Origin of the sequence: Streptomyces sp. PA03-5A, assembly GCF_033792725.1 — a bacterium.
GTDB lineage: Bacteria > Actinomycetota > Actinomycetes > Streptomycetales > Streptomycetaceae > Actinacidiphila.
On sequence record NZ_JARAVL010000041.1, the window covers coordinates 1 to 15,534 of the forward strand.

Annotated in this window: 7 protein-coding genes and 1 pseudogene; 1 reads left to right on the forward strand and 7 read right to left on the reverse strand. The window is 72.1% G+C overall.

Annotated features, from left to right (window positions below; all coding sequences use genetic code 11):
- The 4 genes and pseudogenes from PV410_RS36550 to PV410_RS36565 form a co-directional block, all read right to left on the reverse strand.
- Positions 1-319: pseudogene (locus PV410_RS36550) on the reverse strand (1,4-alpha-glucan branching enzyme); the annotation flags it as partial.
- Between the two features lie 37 nt (positions 320-356).
- Positions 357-1,814, reverse strand: a complete 1,458-nt coding sequence (locus PV410_RS36555; protein ID WP_500330382.1) for a maltokinase N-terminal cap-like domain-containing protein — start codon at positions 1,812-1,814, stop codon at positions 357-359.
- Between the two features lie 253 nt (positions 1,815-2,067).
- Positions 2,068-3,768, reverse strand: a complete 1,701-nt coding sequence (gene treS, locus PV410_RS36560; protein WP_499514093.1) for a maltose alpha-D-glucosyltransferase — start codon at positions 3,766-3,768, stop codon at positions 2,068-2,070.
- Positions 3,765-5,762 carry an alpha-1,4-glucan--maltose-1-phosphate maltosyltransferase gene (locus PV410_RS36565; RefSeq protein ID WP_500330384.1) on the reverse strand — a complete coding sequence of 666 codons (1,998 nt, stop codon included), beginning with the start codon at positions 5,760-5,762 and terminating at the stop codon, positions 3,765-3,767. Before PV410_RS36565 ends, treS begins: the two co-directional genes overlap by 4 nt.
- Positions 5,763-6,329: 567 nt before the next feature.
- On the opposite strand from PV410_RS36565, the gene glgP reads away from it, so the two are divergent.
- On the forward strand, positions 6,330-8,966 hold the full coding sequence (gene glgP, locus PV410_RS36570; protein WP_500330385.1) for an alpha-glucan family phosphorylase: 2,637 nt from the start codon (positions 6,330-6,332) through the stop codon (positions 8,964-8,966).
- A gap of 90 nt (positions 8,967-9,056) precedes the next feature.
- Here glgP and PV410_RS36575 read toward each other — a convergent pair whose 3' ends face one another.
- The 3 genes from PV410_RS36575 to PV410_RS36585 all read right to left on the reverse strand — a co-directional run bounded on the left by PV410_RS36575 (position 9,057) and on the right by PV410_RS36585 (position 15,508).
- Entirely contained in the window at positions 9,057-11,432 is a 2,376-nt protein-coding gene (locus PV410_RS36575) for a M4 family metallopeptidase (protein ID WP_500330387.1), read from the reverse strand.
- A 339-nt stretch (positions 11,433-11,771) separates the two neighbouring features.
- Entirely contained in the window at positions 11,772-13,667 is a 1,896-nt protein-coding gene (locus PV410_RS36580) for an ABC transporter ATP-binding protein (RefSeq protein ID WP_500330388.1), read from the reverse strand.
- Complete coding sequence (locus PV410_RS36585) at positions 13,664-15,508, reverse strand: ABC transporter ATP-binding protein (protein WP_500330389.1); 1,845 nt, start codon at positions 15,506-15,508, stop codon at positions 13,664-13,666. The genes PV410_RS36580 and PV410_RS36585 overlap by 4 nt, the downstream gene beginning before the upstream one ends.
- Positions 15,509-15,534 lie beyond the last annotated feature (26 nt).

Genomic DNA, 15,534 nt, shown 5'->3' on the forward strand with positions numbered 1-15,534 from the left:
CGCCAGGGTCGTAGCCCCGCGCGACGGCCTCGGAGGAGCCGGACGCCTCCGGTCGCGGGCGGTCCGCTGCGGCCGGGCGGGCGCCCTCGGACGCGGGTTCCGCGCCGACGGTCTTCCCCCCACGTGCGGGCTTCGCACCGGCGGCCTTCTGCGGCCCGGCGGCCGAGGCCGGCGGGGTCTGCGGGGCGGCGGGGGGCGGCGGGGGAGCCGAGCCCTCGGACCCGGTGCCGCGTGCGGGACGTGCGGCGCGGGCCCTCCCGTTCCCGCCCGGGCCGGGGGTGCCGGGGGTGGAGTCGGGGAACGGCTGGCGATGGGTCACGGTCAGGTCCTCCTCGGATGGGCGTGGGGGCGCCCGGTCAGGGGGTGCGGCCGTGCGGCGGCTGCGCGAGGCGGCGCACCGCGGCCATGGGGATGGGGAGCCAGGCCGGCCGGTGCCTGGCCTCGTAGAGCACTTCGTAGACGGCCTTGTCGGTCTCGTAGGCGCGTATGACGACGGGCTCGTCCCTCGGATCGGTCCCGGTGGCCTCCGCGTAGCCCGCGCAGAAGGCGGCGCGCTGCGTCTTGGCCCATTCGGGCGCCCCGGAGGCGGACGGGTCGTGGTGCCGGGCGGCGTAGTCGAAGGAGCGCAGCATCCCGGCGACGTCCTGCACCGGGGACGCGGGACGGCGGCGTTCGGGCAGCGGCCGCGCCGGCTCGCCCTCGAAGTCGATCAGCACCCACCCTCCGGGCCCGGTCCGCAGGGCCTGGCCGAGGTGGAGGTCGCCGTGGATGCGCTGGGCGGCCAGCGTCGTGCCGAGCGCCCCGAGTGCGGCGAGGTCGTCGAAGGCGGCCCGCAGCGCCGCGCGGTACGGCCGCAGGGCGGGCACCGCCGCGGCGGCGGCGTCCAGCCGTCCGGCCATCGCGGCGGCGAGCAGTTCGATCTGCGGACGGCGCAGGGTGCTCGTCGGCAGGGCACGCGCCAGCGCCAGGTGGACCTCCGCGGTCGCGCGCCCCAGCGCGTGCGCCTCGCCGGAGAAGTCCGTGCCGTCCTCCACCGCCTGCAGGGCGAGTTCCCAGGCCCCGGCGGAACCGGGCAGGAAACGCTGCAGCACGCCGAGCGTGGCGGGCTCGTCGTACAGGCCCAGCGCCTCGAACCAGGCGGCGGGCGCCGCGACGCGCCGCGAACCGGCCCGCGCGAGGGCGAGCGACAGCTCCAGGTCGGGGTTGGGGCCCGGGGCGACCCGCCGGAACAGCTTGAGGATGAACGTGTCGCCGTAGATGACCGAGCTGTTGGACTGCTCCGCGGTGGACAGCCGCGGCGCCAGCCCCGCCGGGATCGCCGCAGCGGGCTCGGAGCCGAAGCGCAGGTGCCCGGTGCGGCCGGGCGCCCGCAACCGCTCCAACAGCAGGGACGTCAGACGCGGGTCGTGCAGCGCCTCGTAGATGGTGAGGCCGTCCAGGGGTCCGCCGACGGCGTGCCCGACGAGCGCCGGGGCCAGCGCGGGCGGCAGCAGCGCCCGGGTGCCGAGCAGCAACTGGTAGGTGTCGGCCGGCTTCCCGTGCCCGGTGCCCGGCATCCGCTCCTGCACGTCCTGGTGGACGTTGAGCAGAAGATGGAGCAGTCCTGGGGTGCCGAGCCGCCCGTCGGCGGGCAGCAGCTCGGTGGCCGAGACCAGCCCGAAGCCGCTGATCGGCCGCCCCTTCCCGGCGAACCACCGCTGCCGGGGCAGCCATTCCCGCAGCAGCGGGCCGAGCGCGGAGAGCAGTCCCGGTGCCGGGGGCACGGTGGTCCCCGGCCGGACTGCTGAGGTGCGAAGCCACGAGGTGTCCGACATGACGTCCTTTCCTCGGGTGCCGGGCCTGCTGGTTCCCTAAGTGAAGGGGCGCGCTGCGGCGATGGTCCGACGAGTGGGACGTGTCGGACGAATATCATCCGAGCCGGTGGAGCAATTGGCGTACTTGGCGTACGAGGGACAAGGGCCCGTACAGCATCCGATTTGACGCTGGATCCGGCAGGGGGAGCCTGCCCCGGCGGCCCGGCACGAAACCGTGCCGGGCCGCCGGGTCGCCGTCACCCGGCAGGTCCGCCTACGCCACGTCGCGGCGGAGCCGGAACCAGTAGAAACCGTGACCGGCGAGGGTGAGCAGGTAGGGCCACTCGCCGATGGCCGGGAAGCGCACCCCGCCGATCAGCTCGACGGGATGCCGGCCGGTGAAGGCCCGCAGGTCGAGTTCGGTGGGCTGGGCGAAGCGCGAGAAGTTGTTCACGCACAGGACGAGGTCGTCCTTGTACTCGCGCAGGAAGGCCAGGACGGCCGGGTTGGTGGAGGGCAGCTCGGTGTACGAACCGAGTCCGAAGGCCGGGTTCTGCTTGCGGATCTCCACCATCCGGCGGGTCCAGTGCAGCAGCGAACTCGGCGAGCTCATCTGCGCCTCGACGTTGGTGACTTGGTAGCCGTAGACCGGGTCCATGATGGTCGGCAGGTAGAGCCGGCCCGGGTCGCAGGAGGAGAAGCCCGCGTTGCGGTCCGGGGTCCACTGCATCGGCGTGCGCACCGCGTCGCGGTCACCGAGCCAGATGTTGTCGCCCATGCCGATCTCGTCGCCGTAGTAGAGGATCGGCGAGCCCGGCAGGGAGAGCAGCAGGGCGGTGAAGAGCTCGATCTGGTTGCGGTCGTTGTCCAGCAGCGGGGAGAGCCGGCGCCGGATGCCGATGTTGGCCCGCATGCGCGGGTCCTTGGCGTACTCCGCGTACATGTAGTCGCGCTCTTCGTCCGTCACCATCTCGAGCGTCAGCTCGTCGTGGTTGCGCAGGAAGATGCCCCACTGGCAGTTGTGCGGGATGGCCGGGGTCTTGGCCAGGATCTCCGAGACCGGGTAGCGGGACTCCCGGCGCACCGCCATGAAGATGCGCGGCATGACCGGGAAGTGGAAGGCCATGTGGCACTCGTCGCCGCCCTTGGCGTAGTCGCCGAAGTAGTCGACCACGTCCTCGGGCCACTGGTTGGCCTCGGCGAGCAGGACGGTGTCGGGGTAGTGGGCGTCGATCTCCTCGCGCACCATCTTCAGGAAGCCGTGGGTGCGCGGCAGGTTCTCGCAGTTGGTGCCCTCCTCCTGGTACAGGTACGGCACCGCGTCCAGCCGGAAGCCGTCGATGCCGAGGTCCAGCCAGAAGCGCAGGGCGGCCAGGATCTCCTCCTGGACCTTGGGGTTCTCGTAGTTGAGGTCCGGTTGGTGCGAGAAGAAGCGGTGCCAGTAGTACTGCTTGCGTACCGGGTCGAAGGTCCAGTTGGAGCTCTCGGTGTCGACGAAGATGATGCGGGCGTCCTGGTACTGCTTGTCGTCGTCCGCCCAGACGTAGTAGTCGCCGTAGGGGCCGTCGGGGTCCGTGCGGGACTGCTGGAACCAGTCGTGCTGGTCGCTGGTGTGGTTGACGACGAAGTCGATGATCACGCGCATACCGCGTTGGTGGGCGGCGTCCACGAACTCCACGAAGTCGGCCAGGTCCCCGAACTCCGGCAGCACGGCCGTGTAGTCCGAGACGTCGTAGCCGCCGTCGCGCAGCGGCGAGGCGAAGAACGGCGGCAGCCACAGGCAGTCGACCCCGAGCCACTGCAGGTAGTCCAGTTTGGCGGTGAGCCCTTTGAGGTCGCCGATGCCGTCGCCGTTGCTGTCCTGGAAGGACCGTACGAGCACTTCGTAGAAGACGGCCCGCTTGAACCAGTCGGGGTCCCGGTCCTTGGCCGGGGTGTCTTCGAACGTGTCAGGTACGGGTTCGTTGACGATCAAGTGGGTGACCCTCCTGTCGATGGAGTAGGTCGCAGGGTGAGGATGTGCGCGGGCGCGCGGCCCGGCTCGAGGCGCACATAGTTGTCCCTGCCCCAGTGGTAGGTCTCGCCGGTGAGCTCGTCGCGCACCGGGGTGGACTCGTGCCACGCGAGGCCGAGTTCCGGCATGTTCAACGACACGGTCGCCTCCTGGGTGTGGTGCGGGTCCAGGTTGACGACCACCAGTACGACGTCGCTGCCGTCGCCCGAGCGCTTGGAGTACGCCAGCACCGCGTCGTTGTTCACGGGGTGGAAGCGCAGGTCGCGCAGCTGCTGGAGCGCGGGGTGGCGGCGTCGCAGCCGGTTCAGCGTGGTGAGCAGCGGAGCCAGCGAACGGCCTTCGGCCTCGGCTGCCGCCCAGTCACGGGGCTTGAGCTCGTACTTCTCCGAGTGTAGGTACTCTTCGCTTCCCTCGCGCACCGGCGCGTTCTCGCAGAGCTCATATCCGGCGTACACCCCCCATGTGGGGGAAAGGGTCGCGGCGAGTACCGCGCGCGCCTCGAACGCCGGGCGGCCGCCGCGCTGCAGGTAGGCGTGGAGGATGTCCGGGGTGTTGACGAAGAAGTTGGGCCGCATGTAGGCCGCGGCCTCACCGGACAGTTCCGTCAGGTACTCCGTCAGTTCCTGCTTGCCGTTGCGCCAGGTGAAGTAGGTGTACGACTGCTGGAAGCCGATCTGGGCCAGTGTGTGCATCATGGCCGGACGGGTGAACGCCTCCGCCAGGAAGATGACGTCGGGGTCGGTGCGGTTGATGTCGGCGATGACCTTCTCCCAGAAGACCACCGGTTTGGTGTGCGGGTTGTCGACCCGGAAGATCCGCACCCCGTGGTCCATCCAGTGCCGCAGCACCCGCTCGGTCTCCTGCACGATGCCGCTGAAGTCGGCGTCGAAGGCGATCGGGTAGATGTCCTGGTACTTCTTCGGCGGGTTCTCGGCGTACGCGATCGAGCCGTCCGCCCGGGTGGTGAACCACTCGGGGTGCTTGCCGACCCACGGGTGGTCCGGCGAGCACTGCAGCGCGAAGTCCAGCGCGATCTCCAGGCGCAGCTCACGGGCCCGCTCCACGAAGAAGTCGAAGTCCTCGATCGTCCCGAGGTCCGGGTGCACGGCGTCGTGGCCGCCCTCCGCGGAGCCGATCGCCCAGGGCGAGCCCACGTCGTGCGGGCCGGGGTCGAGCGTGTTGTCGGGCCCTTTGCGGAACGCTGCGCCGATCGGGTGGACGGGCGGCAGGTAGACCACGTCGAAGCCCATCGCGGCGATCGCCGGCAGTCGCTGGGCCGCCGTGCGGAAGGTCCCGGACCTCGGTGGCCGGCGGCCCGTGGGGTCCACCACGGCGCCTTCGGACCGGGGGAACATCTCGTACCAGGACCCGAACAGCGCCCGCTGCCGCTCCACCTGGAGGGCCGCCGGCCGCGAGGCGCTCACCAGGTCGCGCAGCGGGTGCCGGTCGAGCACCGCCACCACGTCCGGTGCGAGGGCGGCGGTGTGCCGCTCGGCGGCCGTACGGGAGGTGTCGCGCAGGGCGTCGACCGCGGCCAGCACCACGGCCCGGCCGTCCTTCTTCGGTACCCCGGCCGCCGCGCGCTCGTGCAGCTCGGCCCCCTCGGCGAGGACCAGTTCGGTGTCGATGCCGGCGGGGACCTTGATGCCCGCGTGGTGCCGCCAGGTGGCCACCGGATCGCTCCAGGCCTCCACCGTGTACGTCCAGCGGCCCTCCGCGGTGGGCGTCACCTCGGCGCCCCACCGGTCGGTGCCGGGGGCGAGTTCGCGCATGGGGATCCGTGGCCCGGAGCGTCCCGCGGGGCTGCGCAGGACCACGTTCGCCGCCACCGCGTCATGTCCCTCCCGGAACACCGTGGCGGTGACCTGGAAGGTTTCGCCGACCACGGCCTTGGCGGGGCGGCGGCCGCAGTCGACCAGCGGGCGGACGTCCAGGACGGGGATGCGACCGATCATTGCGCCTCACCAGTTTGTGCGGGTGGCCGGACGGGTACCTTCCGCTCTTTTTATCTGCTCCTTGGGATGCCTGCCTGTGGGCATGACCGCTCCTGTCCGCGTTCACTCGGGTGGGCGGATACGAGTTGTGGTGTGGGAGGGTTCGGCGCCGCGTCGCGCAAGGGTGAGCCTGCCCATTGGATGACGGTCGAATACTCCCCGGGAAGGGGTACTGGCGCGTAAGTTGCGCGCCGGGCGGCCCCGGAGGCGCCCGGACGCAGACAACCGGCCACCGTCCGGCGCCCCGGCGCGCGCGGCCGCCGGGGCGCCGGGTCCCGCCCGTGCCCCGGTCCTGGCCGCCGGTCGTAGCTCCCGCGGTGCGCCCCGGCCCGGGGGTCGTGCTGCGGCTGTCGTAGGCGCCGCCCGACACGCTGACGAGGCGTCCGCCGGGCCGCGCGCGGGTGCGTCGGGACGCCCGGCGCGTCCTGGTGCGCCAGGCGACGGGTGCCGCGCGGCGGCGCCGGGCCGAGGGGTGTTGGGGCCCCGGTTGTCACCACCGCACCGAAAGATGCCGCTACCGTCGGAGATGTGAAGGCTATTCGTCGATTCACCGTGCGAACCGTCCTGCCCGAACCACTACGTCCCCTGGGGGAGCTCGCGCAGAATCTGCGCTGGTCCTGGCACAACGAGACCCGTGAGCTGTTCCAGTCCGTCGACCCCGAGGGCTGGAGAGCGGCGGCCGGCGACCCGGTGCGGCTGCTCGGCGCGGTCTCGAAGGACCGGCTGAACGCCCTCGCCAAGGACCGCAGGTTCCTCCGCCGGCTCGGCACCGCCGTCGAGGACCTCCACGACTACCTCGGCAACCCGCGCTGGTACCAGGGCGCCGCCGAGGCCGGGGAACTCCCCGCCGCCATCGCCTACTTCTCGCCCGAGTTCGGCATCACCGCGGCGCTGCCGCAGTACTCCGGCGGCCTCGGCATCCTGGCCGGCGACCACCTCAAGGCCGCCAGCGACCTGGGCGTGCCGTTGATCGGCGTCGGTCTGCTCTACCGGCACGGCTACTTCCGCCAGTCCCTGTCCCGGGACGGCTGGCAGCAGGAGCACTACCCCGTGCTCGACCCCAACGAGCTGCCGCTGTCGCTGCTGCGGGACGAGGACGGCGGCCCCGTCCTGATCGCCCTGGACCTCCCCGGCGGGCGCAGCCTGCGCGCCCACGTGTGGCTGGCCCGGGTCGGCCGGGTCCCGCTGCTGCTGCTCGACTCCGACGTCGAGGAGAACCACCTCAACGAACGGGACGTCACCGACCGCCTCTACGGCGGCGGCAGCGAGCACCGGCTGCTCCAGGAGATGCTGCTCGGCATCGGCGGCGTCCGTGCCGTGCGCACCTACTGCGCGCTGACCGGGCACCCGGCGCCCGAGGTCTTCCACACCAACGAGGGGCACGCGGGCTTCCTCGGCCTGGAACGCATCCGCGAGCTCGCGGCCGACGGAGAAGGGCTGGATTTCGACTCCGCCCTGGAGGCCGTGCGGGCCGGCACGGTCTTCACCACCCACACCCCCGTACCGGCCGGCATCGACCGCTTCGACCGCGAGCTGCTCGCCCGGCACCTGGGCGACGACGGCGAGCTGCGCGGCGTCGACGTCCAGCGGGTGCTGGAGCTGGGGATGGAGACCTACCCCGGCGGCGACCCCAACGTCTTCAACATGGCCGTGATGGGGCTGCGGCTGGCGCAGCGCGCCAACGGCGTGTCCACCCTGCACGGCGGTGTCAGCCGCGAGATGTTCGCCGGGCTGTGGCCGGGCTTCGACCCGGAGGAGGCGCCGATCACCTCCATCACCAACGGCGTGCACGCCCCCACCTGGGTCGCGCCCGAGGTGTTCCGGCTCGGCGCCCGGCAGGCCGGCGTCCAGAACGCCGAGGACGCGATGACCACCGGGCTCGCCGACACCTGGGAGAGCGTCTTCCGCATCCCCGACGCCGCGATCTGGGAGCTCCGCCGGGAGCTGCGCGAACAACTGGTGCGGGAGGTGCGCCGCAGGGTGCGCGCCTCCTGGCGGCAGCGCGGCGCCGGCTCGGCCGAGCTGGGCTGGGTCGACGACGTCCTCGACCCGGACGTGCTGACCATCGGCTTCGCGCGCCGGGTCCCGTCGTACAAGCGGCTCACCTTGATGCTGCGCGACCAGGACCGGCTGATGGAGCTGCTGCTGCACCCGACCCGGCCGATCCAGATCGTCGTCGCGGGCAAGGCGCACCCGGCCGACGACAGCGGCAAGCGGCTGGTGCAGGAGCTGGTGCGCTTCGCCGACGACCCCAGGGTGCGGCACCGCATCGTCTTCCTGCCGGACTACGACATGGCCATGGCCCAGCACCTCTACCCCGGGTGCGACGTCTGGCTCAACAACCCGTTGCGGCCGCTGGAGGCCTGCGGCACCTCCGGCATGAAGGCCGCCCTGAACGGCTGCCTCAACCTGTCCGTCCTGGACGGCTGGTGGGACGAGTGGTTCGACGGCAACAACGGGTGGGCGATCCCCACCGCGGACGGCTTCGGCGCGGCCGGCGACCCCGACCGCCGCGACGACATCGAGGCGGCCGCCCTCTACGACCTGGTCGAGAACCAGGTCGCGCCCCGGTTCTACGACCGCGGCACGCACGGTCTGCCGGTCCGCTGGATCGAGATGGTCCGGCACACCCTGAGCACCCTGGGGCCGAAGGTGCTCGCCGGGCGCATGGTCCGCGAGTACGTGACCCGGCTGTACGCGCCCGCCGCCCGCGCCCACCGCCTCGCGGGCGGCGGGGAGTCCGTCGAACTCGCCGCGTGGAAGCGGCGGGTGCGGGAGCAGTGGCCGCTGGTCGCGGTCGACCACGTGGAGACCGGTGCCTCGGTCGGCGGCTCCCCGGAGCTCGGGACCACGCTCACCCTGCGCGTCCAGGTGGCCCTCGGCGGCCTGGAGCCCGGGGACGTGGACGTCCAGGTGGTGTCCGGGCGCGTCGACGACTCCGACCGGATCGCCGATCCGACCGTGGTCTCCCTCAAACCGGGCGGGCGGCCGGACCTGGAGGGCCGCTGGCTCTACGAGGGCCCGCTCACCCTCGACCGCACCGGCCCCTTCGGCTACACCGTCCGCGTGCTGCCGATGCACCGGCTGCTCGCCTCGGTCGCCGAGCTCGGGCTGATCGCGGTGCCGCCCGAGGCGACGGGGATGACGGCCGGCGTGCTGCGCTGAGCCGGACGTCCCCGGAAGCGGGAACGGGACCGGGCCCCGGCCGTCGTTGACGACGGCCGGGGCCCGGCGTGTGCGGTCAGCCGACGGGGATCAGCTGCTGGTGTTCACCGCGGTGTCGTCGACCACGAAGCTCGTCTGCAGCGAGGAGTCCTCGGTGCCGGTGAACTTCAGGGTGACGGTGGAGCCTGCGAAGGAGTTCAGGCTGAAGGACTTCTGGGTGTAGCCCGAGGCCTTGTTGAGGTTGGAGTAGGTGGCCAGGGTGGTCGACCCGGCCGTGACGGTCAGCTTGTCGTACTGGGTGCTGGTGGTCGTCTCGGCGGAGTCGATGTGCAGCCAGAAGGTGAAGGTCGCCTTGCAGCCGGCCGGGATCGTCACCGACTGGGTGAGCGTGTCGGTGTGCGTCGAGCCGTAGCCGTCCAGCCACGCCTTGTACGAACCGCCGTGGGCGGCCTGGCTGCTGGAGTTGGTGATCACACCGCTGGTGGCCGTCCAGGAGGCGCTGCCGGACTCGAAGCCCGGGTTGCCGAGCAGCTGGCTGGAGGCGCAGCTACCGGGGGTGGTGACGGTCCAGGTGAAGGAGGCGGTGCCGGTCTTGGACGCGGAGTCGGTGACCGTGACCGTGGTGTTGTACGTGCCCGCGGCGGACGGGGTGCCGGAGATCAGGCCCGTGGAGGCGTTGATCGACAGACCGGTGGGCAGGCCGCTCGCGGCGTAGCTCAGCGCGCCGCTGTTGGTGCTGCTGGCCTGGATCTGCAGGCTGGCGGCGGTGCCGACGGTGCTGCTCTGGTTGCCCGGGTTGGTGACCGTGACGCCCGAGACGGGCGCGTGGCTGCCGACACCGATGCCCGCGAAGGCGTTCTGCACGCCCGCGTACTGGGCGGAGCCGGCGCCGTACAGGGCCGTCGCGGCGTTCAGGGCGGCGGTGCGGGCGGCCGCGTAGTTGGTGCTGCTCGTCATGTACGTGCTCAGCGCCTTGTACCAGATCTGCAGCGCGGCGGCGCGGCCGATGCCGGCGACGGCGATGCCGTCGGCGGTCGGGCTGTTGTAGCTGACCCCGTTGATGACCTTGGCGCCGCTGCCCTCGGAGAGCAGGTAGAACATGTGGTTCGCCGGGCCCGAGGAGTAGTGGACGTCCAGGTTGCCGATGCCGGAGTACCAGTTGTCCGGCGAGGTGCCGTCGCGGGACGGTTTGTCCTGGTACCGCAGCGGGGTGCCGTCGCCGTTGATGTTGATCTCTTCACCGATGAGGTAGTCACCGATGTCGTTGCTGTTGTTGGCGTAGAACTCGACGCCCGTGCCGAAGATGTCGGAGGTCGCCTCGTTCAGGCCGCCGGACTCGCCCGAGTAGGTGAGGTTCGCGGTGGCGGAGGTGACGCCGTGGCTCATCTCGTGGCCCGCGACGTCCAGCGAGGTCAGCGCGTGGGTGTTGCCCGAGCCGTCGCCGTAGGTCATGCAGAAGCAGCTGTCGTCCCAGAAGGCGTTGACGTAGCCGCTGCTGTAGTGGACCCGCGAGTACGCGGCGACACCGTCGTTGCGGATGCCGCTGCGGCCGAAGGTGTTCTTGTAGAAGTCCCAGGTCGTCTGGGCGCCGTAGGCGGCGTCGGCACCCGCGGTCTGGGTGTTGGAGCCGGTGCCGTCGCCCCAGACGTCGTCGGCGTCGGTGAACAGCGTCCCGGTGCCGGAGGTGCCGCGGTTGAGGTTGTACGTCTTGTGGCCGCCGCGGGTCGTGTCGTACAGCTGGTACGTCGAGCCGGAGAGCGTCGTGGTCAGCGACACCTGGCCGCTGTACTGGGTGTTGCCGGTGCCGGTCTTGATGTCCTGGTACCGGTAGAGCTCCTTGCCGGTCACGGCGTCGGTGACGACGTGCAGCCGGCTCGGCGTGCCGTCGTCCTGCAGGCCGCTCACGACGGTCTCCCAGGCGAGCTTCGGCGTGCCCTGGCCGGCCCAGATCACCTTGCGGGCGTCGTCGGCCGCGGGCGCCTGGGCCTTCAGCGTCTTGGCGGTCTTCAGCGCGGCGGTCGTCGCGGCGGACTCGGCGACCTTCGGCGTCGTCGAGGCGACCGTGATCCTCTGGTTCGTGTTGAACGTCGTGCCGACCGTTCCCGTGCCCTTGGCCGGCGTGTGCACCACGAGGTCGCCGCCGAGCACCGGGAGCCCGGCGTAGGTGCGCTCGTAGCGGGTGTGCAGCGTGCCGTCGGCGTCCTTGACGACGTCCTTGACGACCAGCTTCTCCTTGCTGCCCAGACCCAGCGACTGCGCCGTGACGGCCGTGCGGTCGCTCGCGCTCTTGATGAGCGCGGTGCGCTGGGCGGGGGTGAGCTTCGCCTCGAGGGCTCCGGTGCGGAGCTGGCTCGTGTGGGGGGCGGCGTTCGCCGTGGCGGAGGTGGCCGGTATGCCGACGGCGATGAACGCGGCGGTGGCGACCACACTGGCGGCCGCGACTGCCTTGCGGGGGGATCGTCTCACTCGGACTCCTACTGCGTCGGCCGCGGTTGGCGGCCGGGGACAGCCGGGCAGACGGGGTGTGCTGCCCGGGCGGAACTAGCCGTGCGGGTGGGACGTGCGGAGTTCGGCCGGTGCGTCAGTACGAAGCGGTGCGGTGTGTGGGCGTACTGACGGCCGACGGGGGGAAGAGTGCCACTGTTCATGGCTTGGTGTCATGTACGTGGCGAGAAGTTGGCCGAATTCGTCCTTTGAGGGGGACGTCGGGTTCGCATTCCGGACAGGGCGGGGCGAAGCGTGCCGGAAAGCGGCCGGGGCGTGCGGGGCCGGCCGGCCTCGCACGCCCTGGAAGGAGCCGGTGGCTCAGACGAGGCTGTCGCGCCAGGCCTGGTGCAGATCGGCGAAGCGGCCCGCGCCGGAGACGAGTTCGGCCGGGGTGCCGTCCTCCACGACGCGGCCCTGGTCCATCACCAGCACCCGGTCCGCGATCTCCACCGTCGACAGCCGGTGGGCGATGATCACGGCGGTGCGGCCGCGCAGCACCTCGCGCATCGCCTGCTGCACCGCGCGCTCGCCCGGGACGTCCAGCGAGGAGGTCGCCTCGTCCAGGATGAGCACGGCCGGGTCGGCGAGCAGGGCGCGGGCGAAGGCCACCAACTGGCGCTGGCCCGCCGAGATGCGGCCGCCGCGCTTGCGGACGTCGGTGTCGTAGCCCTCGGGCAGCGCCGCGATGAAGTCATGGGCGCCGATCGCCCTGGCCGCGCCCTCGATCTCCTCACGGGTGGCCTCCGGGCGGCCGATGGAGATGTTCTCGGCGACCGTGCCGGAGAAGAGGAACGCCTCCTGGGTCACCATCACCACCCCGCGGCGCAGCTCCGGCAGGGCCAGCTCGCGCAGGTCCACCCCGTCCAGGGTGACCCGGCCGTCGGTCGGGTCGTAGAACCGGGCCAGCAGCTTGGCCAGCGTCGACTTGCCCGCGCCGGTGGCGCCGACCACCGCGACCGTCTGCCCGGCGGGCAGCCGCAGGTCGAAGCGGGGCAGCACCTCGCCGCCCGTGCGGTAGGCGAAGCGGACCCCCTCGAAGGCGACCTCGCGGCCCGGGATGTCCGCCTGCGTGGCCGGTAGCGCCCGCGGTGCCTGCGGCTCGGGCACCGTCGGCCGCTGGGCCAGCAGCCCGGCGATCTTCTCCAGCGAGGCGGCCGCCGACTGGTAGGAGTTGAGGAACATGCCGAGCGGGTCGATCGGCGCGTACAGCCGCCGCAGGTAGAGCACGAAGGCGGCGAGCACGCCCAGCGCGAGCGAGCCGGAGGCGACGCGGTACGCGCCCCACAGCACCACCAGCGCCACCGAGGTGTTGGCGATCAGCCAGGAACTCACGGTGAAGCGGCCCATCTCCAGGATCGCGTCACCGTTGGCCTGCCGGTGGGCGGCGTTGAGCTCGTCGAACGCCTCGTCGTTCGCCTCCTCGCGGCGGAAGGCCTGTACGGGCCGGATGCCGTTCATCGTCTCGGTGAAGCGCACGATGACGGAGGCGATCGCCGCGGAGCGGCGTGTGTAGACCGTGGCCGACCGGCGCCGGAAGATCCGGACGGTCACCACCAGCGGCACAGCGGTGGCGAGCGCGAACAGGCCGAGCCCCCAGTCCAGCCACAGCAGGACCGCCGAGATGTAGAGCACCGACAACCCGACGTTCAGCAGCTCCTGGAGGCCCTCGGTCAGCAGCTCCCGGATCGACTCCACGTCGGAGGTGGCGCGGGCGATGATCCGGCCCGAGGTGTAGCGCTCGTGGAAGTCCAGGCCGAGCGCCTGGGCGTGCCGGAAGATCCGGCCGCGCAGGTCGACCAGCACGTCCTGGCAGACCCGGCCGGCCTGCCGGACGAACGTCCGCTGCAGGAGACCGCCGGCGACGGCGCAGCCGATGTAGCCGACCGCTACCGCGATCAGCGGGCCGTGGTCGTCGCGGCGCAGCGCCGGGATGGCCCGGTCGATGGCCACCGCGACGATGAGCGGGCCCGCCTGCACGGCCGCCTGCTGCAGCAGCAGCACCACGGCCGCCAGCCACACGCGCCGCCGGTGCGGCCCGACCAGTTCCCGCAGCAGGGCGCGTGACGCCCCCTCGGGCGCCGGGAGCCGGTCCCGGTCGAAGAGGTCGTCCTCCCGGGCTTGCCGGGCCTCCCGGGCCTCCTCGGTCTCCCGGTGCCCCGCCGGTTCCCCGTCGGCCGACTGTTCGGCAGGCTGCGACTCCGCGACGGAGGTCATCGGGTGCTGCTCCCTTCGAATTGCGGACGGTCCGGCGCGGCGGGCGCGCTCCCGTCCTGGCCGGACATCAGGCGGCGGTAGACCGCGGAGGAGGACAGGAGCTCCTGGTGGGTGCCGACCGCGGTGACCCGGCCCTCCGACAGCAGCGCCACCCGGTCGGCGAGCATCACCGTGGAGGGGCGGTGGGCGACCACCAGCGCCGTCGTGGTGGCCAGCACCTGGCGCAGGGCCGCCTCGACGAGGGCCTCGGTGTGCACGTCGAGCGCGGACAGGGGGTCGTCCAGCACCAGGAAGCGGGGGCGGCCGACGACCGCGCGGGCCAGTGCGAGCCGCTGCCGCTGACCGCCGGACAGGCTCAGGCCCTGCTCTCCCACCTGGGTGTCCACACCCTGCGGCAGCTTGTGGACGAAGTCGCACTGGGCGATCTCCAGCGCCCGCAGCAGGTCCGTCTCGCCTGCGTCGGGAGCGCCCATGAGCACGTTCTCCCGCACGCTGGCGGAGAACAGGGTCGGTTCCTCGAAGGCCGTCGCGACCAGGGAGCGCAGCGCGGACCGGGTGAGCTGCGCGGCGTCGGTGCCGTCCAGCGTGATGCGGCCGCCGGTCGGCTCGTACAGCCGCGGGATGAGCGAGGTCAGGCTCGTCTTGCCGCTGCCCGTCGCGCCGACCAGCGCCACGGTCTCGCCGCTGCGGATGTGCAGGTCGATCCCGGTGAGCAGGTCGGGGCTGCCCTCGGGGGCGTCGGGGTAGCGGAAGCGCACGGCGCTGAAGCGGATGCCGTCGGCGGGCCGCCCGTCCTCGCCGTCGACCGGGCCGGTCCCCGTCCCCGAGCCGGTCTCCGGCGGGATCTCGGTGTCCAGGACCTCGAAGACGCGGTCGGCGGCGGTGGCCGCCTCGTTGCTGAAGGAGAGCAGCCAGCCCAGCGACTCCACCGGCCAGCGCAGCGCGAGCGCCGTGGACAGGAAGGCGACCAGCGTGCCCGCCGACAGGTCGCCGTCGGCGACCTGCACCGCGCCCAGGACCAGCGCCGCGCCCAGCGCCACGTCCGGCAGCGCGGTGATCACCATCCACAGGTCCGCCAGCAGCCCGGCCTTGCGCAGCTCGGTGCCGCGCAGTTCGCGCGACTGCCGGTGGAAGGCGTCGGCCTGGCTGCGGTGCCGGCCGAAGGCCTTGATGATGCGGATGCCGAGCACCGACTCCTCGACCAGCGTGGTCAGGTCGCCGACCTGGTCCTGCGCGGTGCGGGAGGCGACCTGGTAGCGCGCCTCGAAGTACGAGCAGAGGATCACCAGCGGCACGACCGGGCCCAGCAGGATCAGCCCCAGCGACCAGCGCTGCACGAACAGGATGCCGAAGCCCGCCGCGATGGTGGCCGTGTTGACCGCCAGGAAGACCATCGGGAAGGTCAGGAACATCCGCAGGATCTGCAGGTCGTTCGTGGCCCGTGAGAGCAGCTGGCCCGAACCCCACCGGTCGTGGAAGGACACCGGCAGGCGCTGCAGCCTCCGGTACAGCTCGGCCCGCATCCCGGCCTCCAGCGCGGCCATGGGGCGCGCCACCAGCCAGCGCCGTACGCCGAAGAGCCCGGCCTCCAGGAGACCGAGCAGCAGCACCAGCCCGCCGCCGAGCCACACCCCTGACGGCTCGTGGTCGGCGACCGGGCCGTCCACGATCCACTTCAGGACCAGCGGGATCAGCAGCGCCAGGCACGACGCGACCACGGCCACGCCCGCGGAACCGAACAGCCGGTGGCTGATCGGCTTCACGTACGGCCACAGGCGCAGCAGTGAGCGCACGGCGGATCGGGAACGTTCGGGCTCGGGTTGGTTGGTTGGCTCAGGCATCGTTTCAGAGACTACGTGCGACCACC

Coding starts and splice junctions, on each gene's coding strand:
- PV410_RS36555 (WP_500330382.1), bottom strand. CDS start 1,814: ATGTCGGACACCTCGTGGCTTCGCACCTCAGCAGTCCGGCCGGGGACC.
- PV410_RS36565 (WP_500330384.1), bottom strand. CDS start 5,762: ATGATCGGTCGCATCCCCGTCCTGGACGTCCGCCCGCTGGTCGACTGC.
- PV410_RS36580 (WP_500330388.1), bottom strand. CDS start 13,667: ATGACCTCCGTCGCGGAGTCGCAGCCTGCCGAACAGTCGGCCGACGGG.
- PV410_RS36585 (WP_500330389.1), bottom strand. CDS start 15,508: ATGCCTGAGCCAACCAACCAACCCGAGCCCGAACGTTCCCGATCCGCC.